We start from the raw sequence: 24,048 nt of genomic DNA on the forward strand, positions 1-24,048 counted from the left end.
TCGCAAAATGACGGGGTCTTGGTGATGATCGATGGTGGGGGGCGTCAGCTGCGGGGGCAGACGGCGCAGGGGAAAGAAGTGCGCGGGAAAGCGGTACGGGGTGGCTGGACTCCGGCTCTGTTGGGCATGCTGCTGGCATCGACTGCGCTTCACGGCGCCCTGGCGGCGCCCGCAACGACCGGGGAAACACCCGTTCAGGTGGCCCAGCAGGGCCGGACCGTCTCCTTCGCCATCGCCGCCGGACCGTTGCCGGGCGTGCTCGCCGCCTATGGGCAGGCCACCGGCCTTCAGGTGCTCTACCCCTCCGACATCGCGCAGGGCGTTTCCTCGCCGGGGGTGACGGGCACTCTGGCGCCACAGGACGCGCTGATCCGCCTGCTGGCCGGCACGGGCCTGATCGCGCGCTTCGTCGACGCCGACACGGTGACGCTGGAGAAACTGCCGGCCCATGCGGGCAGTGCCACGGTGCTCGACCCGGTGACTGTGCAGGGCGGCATCTCCAGCGATCCGGGCCGCAGCGAGGGAACCGGCTCCTACACCACCGGCACGACCGACAGCGCCACCAAGCTGAACCTGTCCCCGCGCGAGACCCCGCAGTCGGTCAGCGTGATGACCCGCCAGCGCATGGACGACCAGGGGCTGAACGAGATCCGCGACGTCCTCGACCAGACGGTCGGCGTGGCGCGGTTGCAGGCCGGCGCGCTGGGCAGCGACGGCACCGAAATCTACTCGCGCGGGTTCGCGGTCAAGAATTTCCAGGTGGACGGCATTCCGCGTTCGACCGTCTACGGCTTCGACGATTCCATCTCCGATATGGCGGTGTTCGACCGCGTCGAGGTGGTGCGCGGGGCGACCGGCCTGCTGAACGGAGTCGGCGATCCCTCCGCCGCGGTCAATATGGTCCGCAAGCGCCCGACCCCGGTCCTCCAGGGCTACGCCGAGGGGCAGATCGGCTCCTGGAACCGCTACCGCGGCGAGGCCGACCTGTCGGGTCCGCTGGTCGAGAACGGCCGCCTGCGCGGGCGCGTCGTCGGCGCCTATCAGGACAATGACAGTTTCATCGACCGCCTGCACGAGCGCAAGAAGGTGCTCTACGGCATCCTGGAGGCCGACGTCACCGAGGACACGACCTGGAGCGTCGGCGTCGAGTACCAGAAGCACCGGTCCGACGACGCCTCCCGCGCCGGCTTTCCGCTGTTCTACGCGGACGGGACGAAGACCAACTTTCCGCGGTCCTACAACAGCGGCGCCAACTGGGCGTACTTCATGCACGACAACCTCACCGTCTTCAGCGACCTGAAGCACCGCTTCGGGAACGGTTGGACGGCGACGCTGAACGTGGAGCGCAACAACCGCGAATATGACGGCCTGCTCGGCTACGCGGTGCGCGGCAACCTGAACCGGGACGGGTCCGGCATGGGGATCTGGCCGGGCCGCTGGAACTCGGATCTGGAGCAGACCTCGGTCAACGCCGACGTCAGCGGACCCTTCGAACTGTTCGGACGGCAGCACGAGCTGATGGCCGGCGTCGGCGGCTATTACGCCAAGCGCAAGGGGCTCGACTACCCGCTCTGGTACATCACCGGCTACGACACCTCGATCCCCAATTATTTCACCTGGAACGGCAACATCGCCCAGCCGACGCTCAACCCGACCGGCTGGTCGCAAACGGACGAACGGCAGATGGCCGCCTATGCCGCGACCCGGCTGCGCCCGACCGACGCCCTGTCCTTCATCCTGGGCGGCCGCATCAGCCGCTGGTCGCAGGACGAGAAAAGCCATCCGAACACAGGCGTGGCGACCGTCAAGAAGCGGTCGGAGAATGGGGTGTTCACGCCCTACGCCGGCATCGTCTACGACGTGACCGACATCTGGTCGGTCTACGCCAGCTACACCAGCATCTTCAAGCCGCAGGACTACAAGGATGTCAGCGGCCAGACCCTCGACCCCCTGGACGGCGACGCCTACGAGGCCGGCGTGAAGGCCGAGTTCTTCGGCGGCGCCCTGAACGCCAGCGCCGCCGTGTTCCTGATCAAGCAAAACAATCTGGGCGAGGTCGATCCCGGCCGCTTCACCCCCGACGGCGGGCAGGCCTACCGGGCGGTCAAGGGTGCGGAAAGCAAGGGCTTCGAGCTGGAAGTGGCCGGCGAGGTGATGGCCGGCTGGCAGGTCGGCGGCGGCTACAGCCACACCACGGTCAAGAACGCCAACGGCCAGCGGATGATGACCTACGTGCCGCAGGACACGTTCAAGCTGTTCACCACCTACCGGCTGCCGGGCGCCTTGGACCACGTGACGGTGGGCGGCAACATCAAGTGGGAAGGCGACATCCACAACGGGACGGGCGCCCTGCGGTATGACCGGGACGGCTACGCGGTGGTCGATCTGATGACGCGCTATCAGATCACCGAGAAGGTGGCGGCCACGCTGAACCTCAACAACCTGTTCGACGAGAAGTACCTGAGCAGCATCCAGACCAACGGCTATTACGGCCAGCCGCGCAACGTCCTGCTGTCCTTGCGGGCGACGTGGTGATGACGGCGCGGCGGGCGGCGGCCTCCGGCTCCCGGCGTCGTGCCCGCCGCGGCCTCGCCGCCGCCGCGCTGGTGCTCGGCGGGCTGGCGTCCGCCGCCCTGCTGCGCCCGGCCGATCCCGCCGCCTCGGCGGAGGTCGCGGTGGTCGGCCGCGGCACGGTCGAGGACACGGTGACGGCGCTCGGCAAGATCCAGCCGCGCGCCTACGTCGACGTCGGCGCCCAGGTGTCCGGCCAGTTGACCCGGCTGCACGTGACGGTCGGGCAGATGGTCCGCGAGGGCGATCTGCTAGCCGAGATCGACCCCGCCCTGCAACAGGCCAAGGTCGAGGCCGGGCGCGCCGAGCGTGCCCGCCTGACCGCCCTTCTGGCCGAGCAGCGGGCGCGCGCCGACTTCGCCGAGGCCCAGCTGGCCCGTCAGGCGACGCTGCGGCGCAGCGGGTCGGGGCGCGGCGAGGCCTACGACCAGGCCCGGATGGAGGCGCGCATCGCCGCCGCCCAGGTCGAGGCCACCCAGGCGCAGATCCGTCAGACGGACTCGACCCTTCAGGCCGACGAGGCGCAGCTCGGCTACACCCGCATCTACGCGCCGATGAGCGGCACCCTGATCGCGGTGGACGCCCGCCAGGGCCAGACCATCAACTCCGCCTACGAGGCGCCGGTCCTGATGCGGATCGCCGACCTGTCGGCGATGACCGTGTGGACCCAGGTGTCGGAAGCCGACGTGACACGGCTGACGGACGGCATGCCGCTCTACTTCACCACGCTCGGCCATCCGGGGCGGCGCTGGACCGCGCGCTTGCATGAAATTCTGCCAGCACCGCCGAAGCCGCCCACAACCGGAAACGGCGGCTCGTCCGCGTCCGGCGGCGGCGGGGCGGCCAACAGCGTCGTGCTCTACACCGCGCTGTTTGAAATCGCCAACGACCGGGGGGAGCTGCGCCCGGACATGACCGCCCAAGTCTTCTTCGTGGCCGCCGCGGCCAAGGACGCCGTCACCGTTCCGGTCGCCGCCCTGACCCCGGCCGACGAGTTGGCGGAACGGCACCGCGTGACGCTGATCGGCGCCGGTGGCGCGGTCGAGACGCGCGAGGTCCGCGTCGGGGTGCGCGACCGCTTCAACGCCCAGATCCTGGAAGGTTTGGCCGAAGGCGAGCGGATCGTGGTGGGCTGGAAAACCGACGACGGCCGCCCGCCCAAGATCGGGTTCCGGCTGTGAGCGGCCCGCTTCTCGTCCTGGAGGACATCCGCAAGACCTACATCAGCGGCGGCCCCGGCGGCGGCGGCTTGGCGGTCGAGGTGCTGCGCGGCGTCTCCCTGACCGTCGAGGCGGGGGAGTTCGTCGCCATCGTCGGCAGCTCCGGCTCCGGCAAATCGACGTTGATGAACATCCTCGGCGGGCTCGACCGTCCGACCTCCGGGCGCTACCGCGTCGACGGGCGCGACGTGACGGCGCTGGAGGGCGACGAGCGGGCGGCGCTGCGGCGGGATGGCTTCGGCTTCGTCTTTCAGCACTACCATCTGATCCCCGGCACGACGGCGCAGGAGAATGTCGAGATGCCGGGCCGCTACGCGGGCCTGCCCGCCCCGCTGCGCGAAGGCCGCGCCGTGGAGTTGCTCGGCCGCCTGGGGCTGGAGGAGCGGCGCCATCACCGCCCCAACCAGCTTTCGGGCGGCCAGCAACAGCGCGTATCGATCGCGCGGGCGCTGATGAACGACGCCCCGGTGATCCTGGCCGACGAGCCGACCGGTGCTTTGGACAGCGCCAGCGGGGCGGAGGTGGTGGCGTTGCTGCGCGAGCTGTCCGCCGCCGGGCGCACGGTGATCCTCATCACCCACGACCGCAAGGTGGCGGAGGCCGCCGGCCGGGTGATCGAAATGCGCGACGGCCGCATCGTCGCCGACAGCGGCCGCCCGGCCCCGTCACCGGCGGACCCCTCCCCTGCCCCGGCGGAGCGCGCGGCCGCCGGCGCCTCGCTGTGGACCGACGCCGGGGAAGCCCTGTCGGCGGCCTTGCGCTCGCTGGGCGCCAACGGCTTCCGCACGGCGCTGACCCTGCTCGGCATCGTCATCGGCGTGGCCTCGGTCATCGCCCTGCTCGCCATCGGCGAGGGCGCCAAGCAGGCGGTGATGGCGCGGGTCGGCGCGCTGGGGGTGAATCTGGTCTATGTCGTGGCGGGCAGCGGCGATCCCCGCCTGCCGGCCACGCCGCTGACCGAGGCGGACGGCGAGGCCATCCTGGACTTGCCCAACGTCGAGAGTGTGATGCCCTTCCTCGCCGCGCCGGTGATGGTCCGCCACGGCAACATCGACCACCGCACCGAAGGGCTGGCGACCTCGGCGTCGCTGCCGCTGACCCACCGCTGGCCGGTCGCCCGGGGGGCCTTCTTCACCCGCGCCGACGAGCGGGCCGGGGCGGCGGTGGCGGTTCTCGGCCACCGTGTCGCCGAACGTCTGTTCCCGCGCGGGGAGTCGCCGCTGGGCAAGCATGTGCTGGTGAACAACATCCCCTTCCTGGTCACCGGCGTGATGGCGCAGAAGGGCGACCTGACCGGCAACCAGAGCACCGACGACTGGGTGTTCGTGCCGCTGTCCACCGGCGTGCAACGGCTGATCGGCAAGCCGGACCTGGAGTTGATCCTCGTCTCGGTGCACGACGTGGGGCGGATCGCGCAGACCCGCGACGCCATCAAGGCCCTGCTCTCCGAGCGTCACGGCCAGGAGGATTTCCAGATCCACGACGGGACCGCGCGCATCCAGGCGGCGGCGGAGACCCAGGACACCATGACGCTGCTGCTCGGCTGCGCCGCGGTCATCACGCTGCTGGTCGGCGGCATCGGGGTCATGAACATCATGCTGGTCAGCGTGACCGAGCGCACCCGCGAGATCGGCATCCGCATGGCCGTCGGCGCCCGCGCCGCCGACATCGAGCGGCAGTTCCTGATGGAGGCGGCGCTGGTGGCGGGGCTGGGCGGGTTGGTCGGGGTGGCGCTGGGGCTGGCCGGCGGCGCGGTGATCGGGCTGCTGGCGATGCCGGTGGTCTTCACGGCGACCGCGATCGCCGGGGCGGTGGCCTCCGCCGTGCTCACCGGCATGGTCTTCGGCCTGATCCCCGCCCGCCGCGCCGCGCGGCTCGACCCGGTGGCGGCGCTGGCGAGCGAGTGATCGGGGGTTTTTAAGGGTGTAAAGGTGTCGGGGTGTTGCCCCCACCCCGGCCCTCCCCCGCTTCGCAGGGGAGGGAGAAGAAAGTCCCCTCCCCTGCGATAGCGGGGGAGGGTTAGGGAGGGGGCAATGAGCTTCAGGAAGGAGGCAATGCCTCCCTCACCGCAGCCCCGCCTCCACCTGCTCCGCCATCCGCGCCAGCGCCGTGTCCATCGCCATCGGCGGACCACTCTCCAGACTGTCCAGCATGATCAACCGGGCGCCACCGTCCGCCACAGCCTGGACAATGTCCGGCGCCGGCTGGCGGTGGTGCAGCACCACGGGAATCGCCTCGGCCTTCAGGGTGGCGGTCAGTTCGGCCAGACCCTCCGGCGTCCAGTCGCGATCGTCGCGGGTCCAGACCCGGCGCAGATCGAGCCCGAGATCGGCGGCCAGCGTGGCGAAGCGGTCGGACAGCGCCGCCGCCGACGGGTCCGGCAACGCGGCGAACGCCTGCGCCGACCGGGACGAGACCGTCAGCAACCTGCGCTTCAGGGCGGCGAGATTCGCGTCGATGACGGTCGCCGACCCGGGGTACAGGCGCCGCAGGTCGGCGGCCAGGATGTCGGCCATCCGCCCGGCGTTGGCGATGCCCAGCCAGGGGAAGGCCGCGCCGCCGTTGACCGCGATCCCCGGCAAGGCGCCGTCCACCGGGCGGGCGGCGTCGATCTCGACAAGGCGGATGTTGGCCCGCCGCGCCAGCGGATAGAGCGGGTCCTCCGCCCAGGCGGAGCGCAGGGTCAGCACCGCGTCGGCCTTGCGGGCGGCCTCCGCCAGCTTGACCTCGCCGCGTCCGCTCAGGAAGGCGTGCTGGCGCCCCATGGGAATGGCCGGCGGGACCACCGCCTCCACCGCCACCGGCGTGCCCTTCGTCAGCGCCTGGGCCAGCCCGGCGGTGACCGGATGCCCGGCCAGCACCGTCTCGGCGGAGGCGCCCGCCACCGTGGACAGCAGCAGGAGCGCCGCGAGCGTGACGCGCTTCATCCCTCTTCCCCTTTCATGAACAGGCGCGCCAGGAGCGCGCCCAGGAACAGCAGCCCCGCCGCCAGGATGATGGCACCGCCCGACGGCACCGGCAGGGCGAAATGCACGGGCAGCAGGATGCCGGCCACCGCCGCCACACTGGCGAAGGCGACCGACAGCAGGAAGAAGCCGCGCAGCGACGAGGCGACGACCCGCGCCGCGGCGGCGGGGATGACCAGCAGCGCTCCCACCAGGATGGCGCCGATGATCTTGACCGACGCGACGGTGACCACGGTCACCAGCACGATGAACAGATAGTCCAGCCCCTTCACCGGCACGCCGCGCACCCGCGCCAGCGCCGGGTTGAAGCTGGCCAGCAGCAGCCGGTTGAACAGCGGCAGCATCAGCGCGGTCACCCCGAGAGCCACCGCCAGCAGCACGGTCAGGTCGCGGTCGTCCACCGTCAGGATCGAGCCGAACAGCACATTCTCCAGGATGTGGATGTTGACCCGGCTCGCCAGGATCAGCAGCAGGCTGGCGCCCAGCGCCAGCGACACCGACAGGAAGACGCCGATCAGCGTGTCGGCGGTCAGGTTGCTGCGGTTGCGCGTGTAGTTGACCAGCAGCGCGAACAGCAGGCAATAGCCGAACAGGCTGGCGTAGGGGCCGGTGTAGGGCTCCCCCACCAGGATGCCGATGGCGACGCCGGTCAGCGCGGCGTGGCCGACCGCTTCTGAGAAGAAGGCCAGCCGCTTGGTCACCACCAGCGTGCCGAGCCCGCCGAGCACCGGGCCGATGACCAGCCCGGACAGCAGGGCGTTGACGAGAAAACCGTGGGTCAAGCCGGCGGGCAACAGCCCGGCCCCGGCCCAGCCCTGGACCAGGGCGCGCAACGCCTCGAAGCTCATGACGCGATCCTCTCGGCTCCGGCACGGCGGGGAACGGCGGAGAACAGGTCGAACACACGCTCCGGCGACAGCATCTCCAGCGGGGCGCCGTCGAACAGCACGCGCCGGTTCAGGCCGGTCACCCGCGTCGCCAGCCGGCGCACCTGGGCAAGATCGTGCTCGACCCACAGGACGGTGGTCCCGGCGACGGACAGATCGGCCAGCAGCGTTTCGAAGATGGCGATCCCGGCCTCGTCGAGCGCGGTCATCGGCTCGTCCAGAACGATCAGGTCCGGCGCCGGGATCAGCGCCTGGGCGAGCAGGACGCGCTGCCGCTCGCCGCCGGACAGGGCGCCGAAGCGGCGGCGGGCTTTGCCGGCCATGCCGACGCGGTCCAGCGCCGCGCCGTAGTTCATGCGGCGGTCCGGCCCGAGGAAGGCGGGACGGCGCTGGCACAGCACGGCCAGGAAATCCTCGACCGTCAGCGGCAGGCCGCGGTCGAACTCGACCGATTGCGGCACATAGGCGATGGTCCCCGGCCCGTCGCCCGGCCAGTCGAGCCGAATGGTCCCGCGGTGCGGCGCCTGACCGAGCAGGGCGCGGATCAGCGACGACTTGCCGCCGCCGTTGGGGCCGACCAGCGCGTGAACGGTGCCCGCCGCAACGCGCAGGGACACGCCGTCCAGGATTACCGTGCGCCCCAGCGTCAGGTCCACCGCGTCGAACAGAATGGCGGGACCCGTCACGGCGCCGCCTCGGCCATCGCCAGCACCAGCGTGTCGAGGTTGCGGGCCATCTCGCGCTCGAACAGGTCGGGCGCGTAGTCGCCGTGCGAGATGTGGGAGAAGGCGTAGAGCCGGATGCCGGTCTCGCGCCGGATCGTCTCCACATAGGCGCTGGGGAAGTTCAGCTCCGAGAAGATCACCTGCACGTCGAGCTTGCGCATCGTCGCGATGGTCTCGGCGAGCTGGGCCGGGCTGGGCTCGATGCCGTGGGCGGGCTCGACGACGGCGGAGACCTCCAGCCCGAACTCGCGCAGCAGGTAATCGTAGGCGCCGTGGATGGTGGCGACGCGCAGGCTGGCGGTGCCCGCCGTCGCCAGCTTCGCCAGCGCGTCGGCCCGCAACTGGCGCAGGCGGCGGGCATAGGCGCGGGCGTTGGCGGCGTAGGCGGCGGCGTTGTCCGGGTCGAGCCGCCCCAGCTCGCGCGCGATGGTCGAGACCTGGAGGACCGAGTTGGTGATCGACAGGAAGCTGTGCGGGTTGACCACCTTCCCCGCCGCCCGCGCCGCCATTCCCGCGGCGGGAAGCAGAGGCACGTCGGCGTTGGATTCGACCACCGGCAGCGCCGGTTTCGCCGAGGCGGCGATCATCCGCCCGGCGAAATCGTCGTGCCCGATGCCGTTCAGCACGATGGCGTCCAGCCCGCCGATGCGCTGGATGTCCTCCGGGCGCGGCTCGTAGGCGTGCGGGTTGAAGCCGGCGGGGATGATCGGCACCACCTCGGCCGCGTCGCCGACGATGTTGGCGACGTAGGAGTAGTAGGGGTGCAGGGTGACGCCGAACCGGCGCCGCCCGGCGGGAGCCGCAAAGGCGCGAACCGGCATGGCCGCGGCGGCCAGGGCGCCGGCCAGGATCAGGCGGCGGTTGGGAAGGAGGCTCATCGGGTCACCCCGGCGGTGAAGGTGGAGACGATCCGCTTCCAGCCGGCGGCGGTCAGGGCCGCGTCCTCCGGCGGGGCGGGCGGGGCTTCGGCGGCGCGCTTCAGCCAGATCTCGGCGCCATGGCCGTCCAGCCGCAGGACCAGGGACCCGGCCAGTTCCGGTGCGGCGGAGACGCCGACGTAGGCAATCCCGTGGCCGCTCGCGGCGAGGGTCCAGGAGTGCCCGCCGCGCGCCGCGGCGCTGGGGTCGGCGGCGAAGGGCGGCAGGGCCTCGGCGGCCAGCTCCTGCGGCGTCGGCGCCCTGCCCGCCGCCGTCCGCAGGGCGGCGATCTCCTCCCCCGCCGCCTTCAGGTCGGCGTGGAGGCCCTGCTCGGCGGCGGTCAGGCCAGTGCGGGAGTCGATGAGGTGGGCGGCCAGCGGGGCTTCCGCGTCCGGTGCGGCGCGCAGCCCGACCGCCAGGGCGGCGGAGACGAGAATGGCGCCGGCGGCCAGCAGGACCCACAGGGTCTCGCGCTCGGCCCCGGCGCGGCGGACGATCTGGTGATGCATGATTCCGGCTTCGCTGGGGGCGCTACTTGATCGCCGTGTGCTCGATCTCGACCGTGTGGCCGGGGCCGGCGTCGAACAGGACGTAGAAGTCCTGCGCGGGGCGCGGGAAGGACAGCGTGGAGTCCGGCCCCAGCTTGCCCTTGACCAGCACTTGCTCGTCGTAGGCGATGACGTCCAGCACCACGCCGGGCGCCTTCGACCCGTCGGAGAAGCCGCCGGTGCATTGCACCGTGTCGCCCTCGACCATCCGGCATTCGCAGATCGGGTAATGGGCCTCCGCCGCACCGGCGGCGCACAGGGCGAGCAGCCCCGCCAGGGCGAGCACGCGGGGGGTCTTCATCGTTTTCCTCCGAGAATCTCGCTCAGCGGCAGGGACGCCTGATGCACCCCGCCGCTCCAGTCCTCCACCGTCACCCACAACTCCTCCCGGCCGGCCAGTTCGTCAGGCACGGTCACGTCGGCCTCCCGCTCATAGGGGTTGCCGAAGGCGAGCGCGCCCGCGGTGCGCAGGCTGCGCGGCTTGCCGACGCGCAGGAAGACGCCGCGCACCCGGTCGATGTCGGCGGGGCGGAGGTGGATGCGGAATTCCTTCATCCGTTCCCCGGTCGGCATGCGGCGGGGTGTCTCGTCGTAGGTCGCCAGCGTGACCGGGAAGGTACCGACGGTGAGGTCGCGGCGGATCTCGGGCGGGACGAAGATCGGCTTCGGGCTGAAATAGTCGGGAAGGAAGGGCAGCGGCACCAGCATCATCAGGGCGCTGAGATGGAACCTGCCGCGTTGCCAAAGCTTACGCATTGAGTCTTTACGCATTGGACGACCCCTCCGCCAAGCGCAGCCCCCGCACCGCCTCGACCGTGGCGCGGGCGGTCCGCTTCATCCAGATCAGCATGCCGCTGAAGACCAGCGTGGTCATCAGCAGACCGAAGGCGAACCACACCAGCTTGACCGGCAGGCCGCCGAAATCGCCGGTGTGCAGGGCGCGCATGATGGTGCGGGTCAGCTCGATGCCGGATGCCGCATCCATCCCGCCCTCGATGATGATCACCTCGGCGGTGAAGGGATTCACCCGGACATAGTCGGGCAGCAACGGCACCTGCCCGCTGGACCCCGCCACCGTCGCCGGGTCGTAGGCGGTGCCGGGCAGCCACAGGTAGCGCAGCCGCATGTCTGGCAGGGCCGCCATGGCGCTGGCCATGATGGCGTCGACGTCCGGCTTCGGCGCGGTCGCGGCGACCGGAATCTGCTCACGGGCCAGCAGCACCGGCGCCTTCCCGCCGCCCAGCCCCATCCCGAGGTGGAACAGCATCATATAGATGAGGAACCACAGGCTGGTGACGGAGATGACCGCGATGAACCAGATCGACCACGTCCCGGCGACGCGGTGCAGGTCGCCCCACATCACGCGCGGCGCCTGCCGCCAGCGGATGCGCGGCTGGTAGAAGGATTTCCAGAACCGCTTGTAGACCACCAGCCCGGTGACCAGCGACCCGAGGAGCGGAACGGCCAGCAGGGTCACGAGGTACCAGCCCACGGGGAAGGTCATGAGCCAGCCGTGCAGCGCGCGGAAGAAGCTCTGGAACGAGTTGCCGGTGGACAGCCCTTGCACCGCCCCGCTGACCGGATTCACCCAGGCGGTGGTGGAGGTTCCGTCGGGCATCGCCATGCGGGCGCCGACCGCCATGTGCGAACCGCCCCAGCTCAGCGAACTCACCCGCCCGCCCGGCGCCGCGGCCTCGGCGGCGGCGATCAGCGCGCTGGCCGGCAGCGGCTCCCCGGCACCCGACGCCCGCATGGCCGGGTTGACCAGCCACATGATCTCGGTGCTGACCACGGCGATGGTCCCGGTCAGGCTGACGAAGAACAGGAATGCCCAGAGGGGCATCGCCAACCAGGAGTGCCACAGGAACCACAGCCGCGTGCGCGACTTGCCAACGCTCATCTCGTCCTCTCCGAAGGAACCACCGGTCCTTCTGCTCAGACGAACGGGCACGCCTCCCGCCTCACCCCCAAATGCGAAGAATTCTCATTATCGTTTTCAGGCCGGTGATGCAGCGGCCGCCTCACCCTTCCCAGCGGTGGGAAAGCACGAAGCTGTAGCGCTCCGGACGGACGTGGAAGACGGCGTGGTCGGCGCAGGCGCCGTCCGCGAAGAAGGATCGCCGGATCATCACCAGCACCGGCATCCCCGCCGCCCCGCCGAGCGGTTCGGCGGCCGCCGCGCCCGCAGCCTCGGCCTTGACCTCGACGTCGGCGCCGACCACCGGCTGTCCGGTGACCTCCCTCAGGATGGCGTAGATCGGCTTCTCTCCCGCCGCCGCCCAATCGACGCCGGCCAGTTCCGCCGACAGCAGGCTGCGCCCCAGCGCCACCGGCTCCCCGTCCACCAGATGCAGGCGGCGCACCTCCAGGCAGTTGGGGCCGAACTGGCCCGTCAGGTCCGGCGGCGTGGCGGTCATCCCGGCCGACAGGTGGCGCATGCTGGCGTTCAACCCCTGGAGGCGCAGGGATTCGTGGAAGCTGCGCAGCCGGTCCAGCGGATGGCGGACCCGCTTGCCCGCCGTGAAGGTGCCCTTGCCCTTCCGCCGCTCGATCAGCCCTTCCGTCTCCAGCCGGTCGAGGGCGAGGCGGACCGTCACCCGGCTGACCGCGAAGCGGATGCCGATCTCGCTCTCGCTCGGCAGACGGCCCGACGGTTCGAACCGGCCCGCGGCGATCTCCTCGCGCAGGCGGTCGGCGATCTGCCGGTAGAGGGCCGTCGCGTTCTCCCGCACCAAACTGTCCCGCACCAAACTGTCCCGCTTCGGGGCCACCGTCCCCTCCCCGCCCGTGGCGATCGTGTCCGCGCCTTGATGCCACCGGAATCCGGCCGGCTCAAGCACGTCGATCCTCCCTGAACACGTCGCTATCCGGTGGGGCACCTTACATGCCTTATATTGTATTATCAAACTTGTTATGCAATGTATTAGCCGTTGCGGCGCGCCGCCCCCTTGCCCGAGGTCCCGTCCCATGACCGATCCCGTCCCCACAGGCCACATCGCCCCCGCCGGCCTTTACGAGCGGAACAAGGCCCGTCCCTTCCTCGGCGCCACCGCCTGCTCCCACCGGACGTTGGTGGCCGGCGAATGGACCGAGGTGACGCTGGCCTACGAGGTTGGCGGGTCGGGACTCGCCGACGGGGCGGGGATCAAGCTGGCGATGAAGTTCTATTCGGACTGGGCGCTGTTCCAGACCAGCGACCCCACGGCGGCCAACTTCGTCTCCGCCGAGTATGAGGCCGGGCCGCTGGTGCCGGGGCAGAGCCCGGCGACCGTGCAGGCGCTGAAGGTGCGCTTCGACCAGAAGGGGCACGAGCGGCCCTACCAGAAGGCCATCGTCATCGATGTGATCGACGGCTACCTGAATCCCGGTGACCGCATCGTGATCCGGCTGGGCGACCGGCGCCAGGGCGGGCCGGGCACGCGGGTGCAGACCTTCGTCGAGCAGGGTTTCCGCTTCCGCGTCTTCATCGACCCGCTGGGCAGCCAGAAATACGCGGAGGTGCCGGGCGACTGCGTGATCGACATCGTGCCGGGCGTTCCCGCCGCCCTGCGGCTGGTCGCGCCGCGTCTGATCGCCCCCGGTCCGGCGTCGCTGCTGCTGCGCGCAGACGACGCCTGGGGCAACTGCTGCCTCGACACCACGCTGGACGCAACCTTGACCGTTACCGGGTCGGAGGGCGAAAGCGCACGGACGGTCGCGCTGGCCCCCGATCCCCAGGCGAACGGCTGGCTGGTCCGGCGCGAGGCGCTCGACCTCGGCGCCGGAGAATGGCGGATCGCCGCAACGGTGCCGGGCCTCGCCCCCGCCGAAGCCTTCGTCACCGCCGAGGATGGGGCGCTGCGCGCCGTCTACGCCGACCTGCACGTCCATTCCAACGACACGGTGGGCACCAACGATACCGCCTACAACCTGTCCTACGGGCGCGACGTGGCCGGGCTGGACGTGCTGGGCTACACCGCCAACGACTTCAACGTGACGGAGCGCGCCTGGACCGAGGCGGTGGGCCTGATCGACCATTACAACGAGCCGGACCGCTTCGTCTGCTACCCCGGCACGGAGTGGTGCGGCAACTCCGCGGCGGGCGGCGACCACAACGTGATCTTCCTGCGCGACGGTCCGCCGCGCTTCCCGGCGGACGGGCGGGGCCAGCCGGTGCGCTCCTTCGAGTGGAACGAGTCGACCCGCGGCGCGCTGCGCCCCGGCGCCTGGCCGCTCGACGACCTCTACGCCGCCTACCGGGACGATCCGGAGGGTCATCTGCTGATCCCCCATGTCGGCGGTCGGCGCTGCAACCTCGATTGGCACCACCCGGAGCTAGAGCGGCTGATCGAGATCGGGTCCGCCTGGGGCCAGTTCCACTGGGTTTATGCCGAGGCGCTGGCCCGCGGCTACCGGCTCGGCGCCTCGGCGAGCAGCGACGAGCACCAGGGGCGATGCGGCGGCGGAGCGCCGGCGACCGCGGTGTTCGGGGCGCGCGGCGGGCTGACCGGCGTCTTCGCCGACCGGCTGGACCGCGCCTCGGTGGGCCGGGCGCTGCGGGCGCGGCGGACCTTCGCGACGACCGGGGAGCGCAGCTTCGCCAGCCTGCGGCTGGGCGACCGCTGGATGGGCGAGGTGGTGCAGGGTGCCGACGGCGATGCGCTGGACTACCGCCTGCTCGGCGACCGGGGCTGGGAGAACCTGCGCCTGTTCGACGGCGACCGGCTGGTCTGGGAGCGCGACCTGCACTGCGAACTCGGCCTGTCGGAGACGAAGATTCGCCTGCGGCTGGGCGGCGCCCGCATCAAGGACCGCTACCGCGGCGCCTATTGGGACGGCGGGATCACCGTCACCGGCGCCGCCGTGCAGCGGGTCGAGCCCTTCGGCTTCGACCATCCGGAACAGGGCTGCTGGCGCCGCGACGCGACGACCGTCGCCATCCGCACCGTCACCCACGGCGACAGCGACGGCGTGGAACTGGCGCTGTCGCGGCTGGCCGGCGCGCGCATCCAGGTGCGGCTGGCCATCGGCACCTACGTGAAGGTCGGCAATCCGCTGACCCCGCCGCCCAACCCGCACGCCCCGGAGGCGGTGCTGGACATCGACGGCGATACGCTGCTGGCCGACGCGGGCGCCGGGCGGGTCACCCGCGTGCTGCCCGGCACCGAGCTGGAGGTGACGGTGGAGCGCGTCACCGAGGTGCCGCTGCCCCGCGACCTCGCCGGGCGCATCCCGCTCGCCGACCTCGGCCTTGCGCCGGGACGCGAGCATCCGCTGTTCCTGACCGCGCGCCAGCGCGACCAGTCGCGGGTCTGGACCTCGGCCCTGTTCCTGACGCCGTGAGCCCTCCGCTCAGCTCCTTGCCAAGTCCGTAGTGGCGGGACGGAAGGTGTCCGGGTATAGGGTCGCCCGGACGACGCTCCGCCCCGTCTCTGGAAGCGGCGGAGCGTCCGGCCTACCGTCCGAACGCCATCGCGCGCAGCCTGACGACTCAGCGCACCAACCTCATCGGCGTCGTCATGGCCTTCGGCGCGCTGGACGCGGCGCGCACCGCGCTCGGCCTGCGGGTGCCGGAGGATGTTTCGATCATCGGCTTCGACGACGTGCCGATGGCCGCCTGGCCCAACTTTGCTCTCACGACTGTCCACAACCCGGTGGACGGCATCGTGACGACGCTGATGGGCATGCTGGAACGCCGCCTTGCCGAGCCGGAAGCCGGGCCGGTCCTGCACCGTCCGGCCCCCTGGCTGGTACGCCGGGGGTCGGCACGGCTGTAGTCTCCGGCGACGGGAAGGCCGCTCAGCGGGACGGCATCATCGCTTTGCCCAGCGCTTCGGCCAAGGCCGCATCGTCGTAGGGCTTCGGCAGATGCACGCCGCCATCGGGCGCCCGGTCGGCCCCCGATGCGAACACGACCGGCAGCGCCGGAAGACGTTTTCGCAGCGCGGCGGCCAACTGCCCTCCCGACATCCCCGGCAGGCTGATGTCCGTCAGCAGCACGTCGACGGGCTGCGTCTCGGCAATCGACAAGGCTTCCTCGGCATTGCCCGCTTCGGCGACCGAATGCCCGAGGCCGGTCAGCATCTCCACCGTGACGAGGCGGATCAGCGCATCGTCCTCCACCAGAAGCACGCGCAAGCCCTGACGGCCGTCCACCGGCGTCGGCGCAGGTTCGCCGGACGGCTTCGGTGCCGCTTCCAGCCGTCCGGGCTGGCCCTCGGACCTCTGCTGCTGGTTGCGCAGGACATGCCGGACCTTGCGGGACAGCGCCTCGCGGGTGTAGGGCTTGCTCAGCAGCTCGACGCCGAGATCGAGCCGCCCGCCATGCACGATCGCGTTCTCGGTGTAGCCCGAGGTGAACAGGACCGCGATCCCCGGCAGCCGCTCCTTCGCGCGGCGCGCTAGGTCCGGGCTGCGCAGCGGCCCCGGCATGACGACGTCGGTGAACAGCAGGTCGATCGGCACGCCGCTTTCCACGATCGCCAGCGCGCTCTGCGCATCCCGCGCCTTGAGCACGCGGTAACCGAGTTCGGCCATCATCTCGACCACGGTCGCGCGCACGTCGTCGTCGTCCTCGACCACCAGCACGGTTTCCGACCCGCCCGCCTCCGGCCCGGTGTCGATCACGGTCACGACGTCTTCCGCCTGATGCGCGCGCGGCAGATACACGCGGACCGTGGTGCCCTGGCCGGGTTCGCTGTAGATCTTGACGTGCCCGCCCGACTGCTTGACGAAGCCGTAGACCATGCTGAGGCCGAGGCCGGTGCCCTGCCCCTCCGGCTTGGTCGTGAAGAACGGCTCGAAAACGTGGTCCAGCACGTCGGGCGGAATGCCGCAGCCGGTGTCCGTCACCGCCAGCATGACGTACTGGCCGGGCGTCACCTCGGCGTGCCGGGCGGCGTAGGGATCGTCGAGGAAGGCGTTGCCGGCCTCGATGGTCAGCCGGCCGTGGCCGTCCATGGCGTCGCGGGCGTTGATCGCCAGATTGAGCAGAGCGTTCTCGACCTGGCTTTCGTCGGCGAAGGTGGTCCACAGGCCTCCGGTGATCATGGTCTCGATCTCGACGCCCTCGCCGAGCACGCGGCGCAGCATCTCGTCGAGCCCACGGACGAGCCGGCCCAGATTGACCACGCGGGGGGCGAGGGGCTGGCGGCGGCCGAAGGCGAGGAGTTGGGCGACCAGCTTCGACCCCCGGCTGACGCCGCTCAGCGCGTTCTGCAGCCGCTGTTCGGCGCGGTCGTTTCCCGCGATGTCCTTCGTCAGGAGCTGGAGGTTGCCGGAGATCACCTGGAGAAGGTTGTTGAAGTCATGCGCCACCCCGCCGGTCAGCTTGCCGACCGCGTCCATCTTCTGGGCTTGGCGAAGCTGCGCCTCGACCTGCTCCCGCTCAGTGATCGCCGAGGCGATGCGCTGCTCCAGCAGGTCGTTCAGCCGCCGTTGGGCGTCCTCGACCTCCTTGCGCTCGGTGATGTCGATCACCGAACCGATGTAGCCGAGGAACCCGCCGTCCGAACCGAAGCGCGGGGCGGCGGCGTCGATCGCCCAGCGGTAGACCCCGTCGGTGCGCCGCAGCCGGTACTCCAGCCGGAACGGCTCATGTCCGGCGTTGGCGTCCAGGAACACGTCCGCGGCGGCCTGCCGGTCGTCGGGATGAATCGCGTCCAGCCAGCCGAAGCCCAACCCCGTTTCGGGAGTCTGGCCGGTGAACTCGTACCACGACTTGTTGAGATAGGTGCAGGAGGCGTCGAGTTCGGTGACCCAGACCATCACCGGGGCGTGGTCGGCGAGATTGCGGAAGCGCGCCTCGCTCTCGCGCAGAGCGTTGTCCACCTCGCGGCGCAGGCGCACCATGGACAGGGCGGTGTCGACACGGGCGATCAGCTCGCGCGCCGAGAACGGCTTGACCAGATAATCGTCAGCGCCGGCCGACAGCCCCTCGACGCTCGCCTCTTCGCCTGCGCGGGCCGACAGCAGAATGACCGGCAGGTCGCGCAGGTCGGCATCCTCGCGGATCGCGCGCAACAGGCCGAAGCCGTCCAGCACGGGCATCATGATGTCGGTCAGCACGAGATCCGGACGGTTCGCGCCGATCGCCGTCAGGGCGGCCTGGCCATCGGGCACCGCCTCGACGGTGTAGCGGCCTTTCAGCAGGCGGCTCACATAGTCACGCATGTCGGCGTTGTCATCGGCCAGCAGGAGGCGCGGACACGCGCCCGTCTCCAGCGCCACGACCGCCTCCAACGGGCCGGTGAACGGGTCCGCCCCCTCGCCTTCGGCGGCAGCCGAGCCGGGCAGCCAGCGCAGCGCCTCCTCGACGTAGGTCTGGGTGCGCAGACCGGCTGCGGCGCCGGTCGGCTCCGACAGGACGCGCTCCTGCGGCAGATGGGCGGTGCCGAACGGCACGGTGATGATGAAGACCGAGCCGTGGTCCATCTCGCTCTCGACCCGGATCGTGCCGCCGTGCAGCTTGACGAGTTCCTGGACCAGGGCGAGGCCGATGCCGGTGCCCTCGTGGCTGCGCCCCCGCGCGCCCTCGACCCGGTGGAAGCGCTCGAACAAGCGCGGCAGCTCGGATTCGAGGATGCCCGTGCCGGAATCGCTCACCCGGAGTTCGGCGCCCTCGCCGACCGGCCTCAGCGAAACCGCGATCGCGCCCTGGAAGGTGAACTTGAAGGCGTTCGACAGCAGGTTGAGGACGACCGTCTCCCACATGCCGCGGTCGACATGAACCGGACCGGGGAGCGGAAGGCAATCGACGACGAGGCGCAGCCCGGCCCGCTCGCAAGCCGAGCGGAAGCCGCTCGCCAGTTCCGCCGTGTAGGCGGCGAGGTCGGTCGGCTCGTAGCGCGCCTGGGTCCGACCGGCCTCGATGCGCGAGAAATCCAGGAGCGCGTTGACGAGCTTGAGCAGGCGCTGCCCGTTGCGATGGACCACCATCAGGTCCTCGCGATGGTCCCGCATGCGCTCCGGCTCGGCCTGCAACACCTCCTCGAGCGGCCCCAGCATCAGGGTCAGCGGCGTGCGGAACTCGTGGCTGATGTTCGAGAAGAACACCGTCTTGGCGCGGTCGATCTCGGCCAGCATCTCGGCCCGCCGACGCTCGGCTTCGTAGGTCTGGACGTTGGTGATGGCCGCGGCGATCTGCCCCGCCACCAGCCCCAGGAAGCGCCGGTAACCGTCGTCGAACAGGCGGAACGGATTCAGGCCGACGACGAGAAGGCCGGCCCGCCCCGCCTCGCCGCTGGCTGGGATCGGGATCGCCGCGGCCTGGGCCGGCGGGCGGCGCCAGACGCCGGGCGGCAGGTCGGCGCCGAACTTTGCCGCCAGATCGCCGATCAGCACCGGGTCATGGAGCGTCGGGGTGAAGGGCCACACCGACGTGCCGTCCACCGCCAGCGTTTCCGGAGCCGCCGGATGGCCGCGTCCGATGCCGCAGGTCCCGGCGAGGGCGGCCCTGGCCCCATCGGGCTCGGCCACATAGAGCAGCGCGAAGGGCATGTCCCGCGGGTTGGTGGCGAGCGCCTGGACGCTGCGCTCGCACACCTCCGGCAGGGTCCGGGCGTCGGCGGTGCCGGCCGCCAGATCGCGCAGCAGGGTGAGCTGCCGTTCGCCGATGATCCGTTGCGTGTCGTCGGAGTTGGCGCAGATGATGCCGCCGGGGCTGCCGTCGTCGTCGGGGACAGGGCTGTAGGAGAAGGTGTAGTAGGTTTCCTCCGGATAGCCGTTGCGCTCCATGACAAGGAGCTGCCCCTCGACGTAGGTCCCCTCGTCGCCCGTCATGGCCGTCGCCAGCATCGGGCCGATGTCGTCCCAGATCTCCCGCCAGACGACCGAGGTCGGCCGCCCGAGCGCCCAGGGATGCTTGCCGCCGATGATCGATTTGTAGGCATCGTTGTAGAGATAGATCAGGTCCCTGCCCCAACCGATCCAGATCGGCTGGCGGGAGGTCAGCATGATCCGCACCGCCGTCTTCAGGCTGCGCGGCCAGTCCTCGGGCGGGCCGAGCACCGTCGACGCCCAGTCGAACGCGCGCATCTGGGCGCCCATCTCGCCGCCGCTGGCGAGGAAATCGGGAGCGGCGGAGATGTCGGTCTGATTGGCCATGCGCAGACGTCCCGTCCTTCCTGTTCTCATCGCCCCCCACAACAGGGGCGTAACCGTTGGTGCACAGCGGAACGCCACTTTAAGCTGATCAGGGGGGTACGGCGAGAAACGATTTGTTAGACCAATAGCCATAGGCCAAGGTTTCAAACCGGGAAGGATCGGCCGAGGGCGTCGGCATCGCCGCTCACGCGAAGCGCTTCGCTCCGGCGACGCACAGCACGATCAGCCCGGTCACGGCGATCATGCTCCAGGCCACGGGCTCGTTGAGCAGGAGGCCCGCCAGCGACAGCCCGAAAAACGGCTGGAGCAGCTGCAGCTGCCCGACCCCGGCGATGCCGCCGAGCGCAAGGCCCCGGTACCAGAAGACGAAGCCGACCAGCATGCTGAAGACGGAGACGTAGGCGAGGCCGATCCAGGCCGGAGCCCCGATGCCCGCCCAGGCGTCCGGCATCGTCGCGAGCGCCACCCCGGCCATCACCGGCATCGTCAGCACGAGCGCCCAGGAAATGACCTGCCAGCCGCCGAGACGGCGCGACAGCACCGCACCCTCGGCGTAGCCCAACCCGCAGAGCAGGATGGCCGCCACCATCAGGCCCGCCCCGGTGAGCGACGCCCCGCCGCCCTGAGCCAGGGCGAAACCCACGACGGCGAGGCTGCCCAGGACCGAGAACAGCCAGAAGACCGGCTTCGGCCGCTCCCGGCCGCGCAGTACGCCGAACAGGGCGGTGGAGAGCGGCAACAAGCCGATGAAAACCATGGAGTGCGCGGAGGTGATGTGCTGCAGCGCCAGCGCGGTGAGCAGCGGGAAGCCGACGACCACGCCGAGCGCCACGACCACGAGCGGTGCGAGATCGCGGCGCAGCGGGCGGGCCTGTCGCAGCACGGCCAGCAGGGCGGCCGCCAGCACGGCGGCGATCAGCGCCCGGGCGGACGTCAGGAAAAGGGGCGTGAAACTCCCCACCGCGACGCGCGTCGCCGGCAACGACCCGCTGAAAATGAGCACACCCAGCAACCCGCTGCCCCAACCCGCCGTCGCCCACCGCATCCCATTGTCCTTTCCGGTCCCATGCCCGTTGCTGGGCGAACCTAGCGCGGCGGGCGCTGGCGGGGACAGCAACGATCCCATACAATTTCACCAAACTGTACTGGTACCAAGAGGGCTACAGATGCCGAAGGCGGCGCAATGACGAGCCGAATGGGCACACGGACGGGCGAGGTGATGGACGCGATCCGCCAAAGGATGGCGGACCGCCGGCTGTCGCCGGGAGACAGGCTGCCATCCATCCGCCGCTTCGCCACCATCATGGGCGTGTCGCCGTCGACCGTGGTGGAGGCTTACGACCGGCTCGCCGCAGACGGTGTTGTCCGTTCGCGGCCCGGTTCCGGCTTCTACGTCTCCGGAGCCCTGCCGCCGCTGGCCTTGGCCGAGGCCGAACCGCGCCGCGACCGGGCCATCGATCCCTTCTGGGTGTCGCGGCAGTCGCTCGACGCCGGCGCGGAGATGCTGAAACCCGGCTGCGGGTGGCTGCCGGCGGACTGGATGCCCAACGCCGCCCTGCGCCGCGCCATCCGCCGCCTCGCGCACGCCGACGACGCCGTTCTGGCGGACTACGGAAGCACGCGCGGCTCGCTCGCCCTGCGCCGGCTCCTAGCGCGGCAGTTCGCGGAAGAGGGGATCGCGGCGGGAGCCGACCAGATCCTCCTGACCGGATCGGGAACCCAGGCGATCGACCTGATCTGCCGCTTCCTGCTGCGCCCCGGCGACGCGGTGCTGATCGACGACCCCTGCTATTTCAACTTCCAGGCCCTGCTGCGCGCCCATCAGGTCCGCATCGTCGGCGTTCCCTACACGCCGAACGGGCCGGACACCGCGCTCTTCGCCGAAGCGCTGGCCGAGCACCGCCCACGCCTCTACATCACCAACTCGGCGCTCCACAACCCGACCGGCGCCACGATGTCGCCGCAGACGGCGCACCGGCTGCTCACTGCCGCCGCCGCCCATGACGTCACCATAGTCGAGGACGACATCTTCGCCGCTTTCGAACCGGACCCCTCGCCGCGCCTCGCCGTCCTGGACGGGCTGACCCAGGTCATCCGGATCGGCAGCTTCTCGAAAACGCTCTCCGCCTCGGTCCGCTGCGGCTACCTCGCGGCACGGCCGGACTGGGTGGAGGCACTGGTCGATCTGCAGGTCGCGACGAATTTCGGCGGTCCAAGCCCGGTCGCCGCCGAACTCGTCCTGATGACCCTCGGCGACGCCGGCTATCGCAAGCATCTCGACGGGCTCCGCCGACGCCTGACTCGGGCGCGGCGCGAGACGGCGGACCGGCTGGCGGCCATCGGCCTGCACCCCTGGCTGATGCCGCGCGGCGGCTTTTATCTCTGGTGCGGCCTGCCGAACGGCCGGGACGCGGCGGACGCGGCGCGGGCGGCGCTGGACGAGAGGGTGGTTCTCGCGCCGGGCAACGTCTTCAGCGTGAACCAATCGGCCGCCGGCTGTCTGCGGTTCAACGTCGCCCAGATGAGCGACCCGCGCGTCTTCGAGGTTCTGAGCCGCGTGACGGCGGTGCAAGGGTGAGTTCCCCTTCGACGACCGATGCGCGGCCGCCCGTCCTGCGCTACCATGGACCCTGGAGCCACTATAGGGTCAAGAGGGGTTTTGTGATGGTGCAGCAGGATCTGTCCATCGGCGCGCTCGGCAAGCTGACCGGCACCAAGGTCGAGACCATCCGCTTCTACGAGAAGATCGGCGTCCTGCCGGCGCCCGCCCGCACGGCGGGGAACTACCGCAGCTACGGCCACGACCATGTGCGGCGGTTGACCTTCGTGCGGCGGGTGCGCGATCTCGGCTTTCCGCTGGACACCGTCCGGGCGATGCTGGACCTCGCCGACCAGCCGGACCGCCCTTGTGGGGAGGTCGACGCGCTGGTGCTCGAACAGCTTCACGAGGTGGAGCGGAAGATCGCCGATCTGGAACGCCTGCGCGGGGAGTTGGACCGGCTCGCCCACCAGTGCCGGCGCGGTGGCCGGATCGCGGAATGCCGCATCATCGAGGCGCTGTCTCCCCACCACGAGGATGGCCGCTGCTGCCCGTAACCCGGCAGGACCGGAGCGCCCGGACACGAGATCCATATCAGGAACCGAGACATGGCAGCCCTCACCCGCGCGGATCTGGAAAACCATCAGGTCGCCGTCTATTTCGCCGCGGTCGCCGCCGGGCTGCTCGCCGCCGCCGTCGTGCCGGGCGAGGCCTGGGGAGCGGGGATCAACCCGTCCCTCGCCGCGCTGATCTACGTCACCTTTCTTCAGGTCCCGCTGGGCGACCTGCGGCGGAGCGTCACCAACACCCGCTTCCTGTCGGCCCTGCTGCTGGTCAATTTCGCGGTGGTGCCCTGCATCGTCTTCGGGCTGGCTTCTTTTCTGCCCGCGGGTCAGTCGGCGGTGCGTCTCGGCGTGCTGCTGGTGCTGCTGGCGCCCTGCATCGACTATGTCGTCGTCTTCACCCATCTCGGACGCGGCGATGCGCGGTTGGTGCTGGCGGCGACGCCAATTCTCCTGTTCGTCCAGATGCTGCTTCTGCCCATCTACCTCGGCCTGTTCGCCGGGAGGGACGCGGCCGCGCTCATACAACCGGGTCCCTTCATCGACGCCTTCGTCTGGCTGATCGCGGTGCCGTTGGCGATGGCCGGAGCGACGCAGGCCTGGGCGGCGCGCGGCGGTGCCGGACAAGCCGCCGCGAACGCCATGGCGTGGCTGCCGGTGCCGCTCATGGCGGTGGTGCTGTTCCTCGTCGTCGTCGCGGTCGCCGCCGACGTGGCCGCCCAGGCGCGGGCCGTGGCCCTCGCCGTGCCGCTCTACATCGCCTTCGCGGTGGCGATGCCCTACGCCGGCCGGGCCGTGGCGCGCCTGTTCCGGTTGGAGACCAAGGCGGCGCGGGCCGTCGTCTTCAGCGGCGGCACGCGCAACTCCCTGGTCGTCCTGCCGCTGGCCTTCGCCGTTCCGGAGGGTGGGGCGCTGGTGCCGGCGGTCGTGGTCACCCAGACCCTCGTGGAGCTTGTCGCCATGCTCACCTACGTCCGCTGGGTGCCGCGCCTCGTGCCCGCGCGCTGAGCCTTGTGTCGAGTCCCGCCT

19 protein-coding genes are annotated in these 24,048 nt (G+C 70.8%); 8 read left to right on the forward strand and 11 right to left on the reverse strand.

Translation table 11 applies throughout. The features are described from left to right. Positions 1 to 126 precede the first annotated feature (126 nt). The 3 genes from AC1DVI_RS08365 to AC1DVI_RS08375 are packed head-to-tail and all read left to right on the forward strand — an operon-like array spanning position 127 to position 5,698. Positions 127 to 2,535, forward strand: coding sequence for a TonB-dependent siderophore receptor (locus AC1DVI_RS08365; RefSeq protein ID WP_476957555.1), 2,409 nt, complete (start codon positions 127 to 129; stop codon positions 2,533 to 2,535). Then, a complete protein-coding gene (locus AC1DVI_RS08370; protein ID WP_476957556.1) occupies positions 2,535 to 3,752 on the forward strand; it encodes an efflux RND transporter periplasmic adaptor subunit in 1,218 nt (405 codons plus the stop codon). The genes AC1DVI_RS08365 and AC1DVI_RS08370 overlap by 1 nt, the downstream gene beginning before the upstream one ends. After that, positions 3,749 to 5,698, forward strand: coding sequence for a MacB family efflux pump subunit (locus AC1DVI_RS08375; RefSeq protein ID WP_476957557.1), 1,950 nt, complete (start codon positions 3,749 to 3,751; stop codon positions 5,696 to 5,698). Before AC1DVI_RS08370 ends, AC1DVI_RS08375 begins: the two co-directional genes overlap by 4 nt. 156 nt (positions 5,699 to 5,854) lie before the next feature. Here the strand turns inward: AC1DVI_RS08375 and AC1DVI_RS08380 are convergent, their stop codons facing one another. The 9 genes from AC1DVI_RS08380 to AC1DVI_RS08420 form a co-directional block, all read right to left on the reverse strand. After that, a complete protein-coding gene (locus AC1DVI_RS08380; RefSeq protein WP_476957558.1) occupies positions 5,855 to 6,718 on the reverse strand; it encodes a metal ABC transporter solute-binding protein, Zn/Mn family in 864 nt (287 codons plus the stop codon). Continuing rightward, a complete protein-coding gene (locus AC1DVI_RS08385) occupies positions 6,715 to 7,605 on the reverse strand; it encodes a metal ABC transporter permease (RefSeq protein WP_476957559.1) in 891 nt (296 codons plus the stop codon). Before AC1DVI_RS08385 ends, AC1DVI_RS08380 begins: the two co-directional genes overlap by 4 nt. Next, positions 7,602 to 8,330 carry a metal ABC transporter ATP-binding protein gene (locus AC1DVI_RS08390; protein ID WP_476957560.1) on the reverse strand — a complete coding sequence of 243 codons (729 nt, stop codon included), beginning with the start codon at positions 8,328 to 8,330 and terminating at the stop codon, positions 7,602 to 7,604. Before AC1DVI_RS08390 ends, AC1DVI_RS08385 begins: the two co-directional genes overlap by 4 nt. Next, the gene (locus tag AC1DVI_RS08395) at positions 8,327 to 9,247 is read right to left on the reverse strand and encodes a metal ABC transporter solute-binding protein, Zn/Mn family (RefSeq protein WP_476957561.1); all 921 of its coding nucleotides are present in this window, start codon (positions 9,245 to 9,247) and stop codon (positions 8,327 to 8,329) included. Before AC1DVI_RS08395 ends, AC1DVI_RS08390 begins: the two co-directional genes overlap by 4 nt. Next, positions 9,244 to 9,795 carry a DUF6162 family protein gene (locus AC1DVI_RS08400; RefSeq protein WP_476957562.1) on the reverse strand — a complete coding sequence of 184 codons (552 nt, stop codon included), beginning with the start codon at positions 9,793 to 9,795 and terminating at the stop codon, positions 9,244 to 9,246. The genes AC1DVI_RS08395 and AC1DVI_RS08400 overlap by 4 nt, the downstream gene beginning before the upstream one ends. A 22-nt stretch (positions 9,796 to 9,817) precedes the next feature. Then, a complete protein-coding gene (locus AC1DVI_RS08405; RefSeq protein WP_476957563.1) occupies positions 9,818 to 10,135 on the reverse strand; it encodes a hypothetical protein in 318 nt (105 codons plus the stop codon). Continuing rightward, positions 10,132 to 10,590: a hypothetical protein gene (locus AC1DVI_RS08410; RefSeq protein ID WP_476957564.1), complete on the reverse strand. Its 459-nt coding sequence runs from the start codon at positions 10,588 to 10,590 to the stop codon at positions 10,132 to 10,134. The genes AC1DVI_RS08405 and AC1DVI_RS08410 overlap by 4 nt, the downstream gene beginning before the upstream one ends. A 7-nt stretch (positions 10,591 to 10,597) precedes the next feature. Further along, complete coding sequence (locus AC1DVI_RS08415) at positions 10,598 to 11,734, reverse strand: PepSY-associated TM helix domain-containing protein (RefSeq protein WP_476957565.1); 1,137 nt, start codon at positions 11,732 to 11,734, stop codon at positions 10,598 to 10,600. Positions 11,735 to 11,855: 121 nt separating this feature from the next. After that, complete coding sequence (locus AC1DVI_RS08420; RefSeq protein ID WP_476957566.1) at positions 11,856 to 12,605, reverse strand: GntR family transcriptional regulator; 750 nt, start codon at positions 12,603 to 12,605, stop codon at positions 11,856 to 11,858. A 196-nt stretch (positions 12,606 to 12,801) separates the two neighbouring features. Between AC1DVI_RS08420 and AC1DVI_RS08425 the strand changes: the two genes are divergently transcribed. Together AC1DVI_RS08425 and AC1DVI_RS08430 are read left to right on the forward strand one after the other, a co-directional pair. Then, positions 12,802 to 15,156 (forward strand): hypothetical protein, encoded by a 2,355-nt coding sequence (locus AC1DVI_RS08425; RefSeq protein ID WP_476957567.1) that lies wholly within the window; start codon positions 12,802 to 12,804, stop codon positions 15,154 to 15,156. A gap of 176 nt (positions 15,157 to 15,332) precedes the next feature. Next, positions 15,333 to 15,590, forward strand: coding sequence for a substrate-binding domain-containing protein (locus AC1DVI_RS08430; RefSeq protein ID WP_476957568.1), 258 nt, complete (start codon positions 15,333 to 15,335; stop codon positions 15,588 to 15,590). Positions 15,591 to 15,612: 22 nt separating this feature from the next. Here AC1DVI_RS08430 and AC1DVI_RS08435 read toward each other — a convergent pair whose 3' ends face one another. Continuing rightward, a complete protein-coding gene (locus tag AC1DVI_RS08435) occupies positions 15,613 to 19,917 on the reverse strand; it encodes a response regulator (RefSeq protein ID WP_476957569.1) in 4,305 nt (1,434 codons plus the stop codon). A gap of 184 nt (positions 19,918 to 20,101) precedes the next feature. Next, a complete protein-coding gene (locus AC1DVI_RS08440; protein WP_149165948.1) occupies positions 20,102 to 20,962 on the reverse strand; it encodes a DMT family transporter in 861 nt (286 codons plus the stop codon). A 150-nt stretch (positions 20,963 to 21,112) separates the two neighbouring features. On the opposite strand from AC1DVI_RS08440, the gene AC1DVI_RS08445 reads away from it, so the two are divergent. The 3 genes from AC1DVI_RS08445 (at position 21,113) to AC1DVI_RS08455 (ending at position 24,027) form a co-directional block, all read left to right on the forward strand. Further along, positions 21,113 to 22,495: an aminotransferase-like domain-containing protein gene (locus AC1DVI_RS08445; protein ID WP_476957570.1), complete on the forward strand. Its 1,383-nt coding sequence runs from the start codon at positions 21,113 to 21,115 to the stop codon at positions 22,493 to 22,495. Between the two features lie 86 nt (positions 22,496 to 22,581). Beyond that, a complete protein-coding gene (locus tag AC1DVI_RS08450; protein WP_149165946.1) occupies positions 22,582 to 23,013 on the forward strand; it encodes a MerR family transcriptional regulator in 432 nt (143 codons plus the stop codon). 51 nt (positions 23,014 to 23,064) lie between these two features. Beyond that, the gene (locus tag AC1DVI_RS08455; protein ID WP_476957571.1) at positions 23,065 to 24,027 is read left to right on the forward strand and encodes an arsenic resistance protein; all 963 of its coding nucleotides are present in this window, start codon (positions 23,065 to 23,067) and stop codon (positions 24,025 to 24,027) included. The last annotated feature ends 21 nt before the right edge of the window (positions 24,028 to 24,048 follow it).

The sequence above is a fragment of the Azospirillum sp. P4_B5 genome (assembly GCF_056402275.1).

Coding starts and splice junctions, on each gene's coding strand:
- AC1DVI_RS08395 (WP_476957561.1), bottom strand. CDS start 9,247: ATGAGCCTCCTTCCCAACCGCCGCCTGATCCTGGCCGGCGCCCTGGCC.
- AC1DVI_RS08385 (WP_476957559.1), bottom strand. CDS start 7,605: ATGAGCTTCGAGGCGTTGCGCGCCCTGGTCCAGGGCTGGGCCGGGGCC.
- AC1DVI_RS08370 (WP_476957556.1), top strand. CDS start 2,535: ATGACGGCGCGGCGGGCGGCGGCCTCCGGCTCCCGGCGTCGTGCCCGC.
- AC1DVI_RS08450 (WP_149165946.1), top strand. CDS start 22,582: ATGGTGCAGCAGGATCTGTCCATCGGCGCGCTCGGCAAGCTGACCGGC.
- AC1DVI_RS08400 (WP_476957562.1), bottom strand. CDS start 9,795: ATGCATCACCAGATCGTCCGCCGCGCCGGGGCCGAGCGCGAGACCCTG.
- AC1DVI_RS08440 (WP_149165948.1), bottom strand. CDS start 20,962: ATGCGGTGGGCGACGGCGGGTTGGGGCAGCGGGTTGCTGGGTGTGCTC.
- AC1DVI_RS08435 (WP_476957569.1), bottom strand. CDS start 19,917: ATGGCCAATCAGACCGACATCTCCGCCGCTCCCGATTTCCTCGCCAGC.
- AC1DVI_RS08455 (WP_476957571.1), top strand. CDS start 23,065: ATGGCAGCCCTCACCCGCGCGGATCTGGAAAACCATCAGGTCGCCGTC.
- AC1DVI_RS08415 (WP_476957565.1), bottom strand. CDS start 11,734: ATGAGCGTTGGCAAGTCGCGCACGCGGCTGTGGTTCCTGTGGCACTCC.
- AC1DVI_RS08430 (WP_476957568.1), top strand. CDS start 15,333: ATGGCCTTCGGCGCGCTGGACGCGGCGCGCACCGCGCTCGGCCTGCGG.
- AC1DVI_RS08405 (WP_476957563.1), bottom strand. CDS start 10,135: ATGAAGACCCCCCGCGTGCTCGCCCTGGCGGGGCTGCTCGCCCTGTGC.
- AC1DVI_RS08365 (WP_476957555.1), top strand. CDS start 127: ATGCTGCTGGCATCGACTGCGCTTCACGGCGCCCTGGCGGCGCCCGCA.
- AC1DVI_RS08410 (WP_476957564.1), bottom strand. CDS start 10,590: ATGCGTAAGCTTTGGCAACGCGGCAGGTTCCATCTCAGCGCCCTGATG.
- AC1DVI_RS08425 (WP_476957567.1), top strand. CDS start 12,802: ATGACCGATCCCGTCCCCACAGGCCACATCGCCCCCGCCGGCCTTTAC.
- AC1DVI_RS08380 (WP_476957558.1), bottom strand. CDS start 6,718: ATGAAGCGCGTCACGCTCGCGGCGCTCCTGCTGCTGTCCACGGTGGCG.
- AC1DVI_RS08445 (WP_476957570.1), top strand. CDS start 21,113: ATGGGCACACGGACGGGCGAGGTGATGGACGCGATCCGCCAAAGGATG.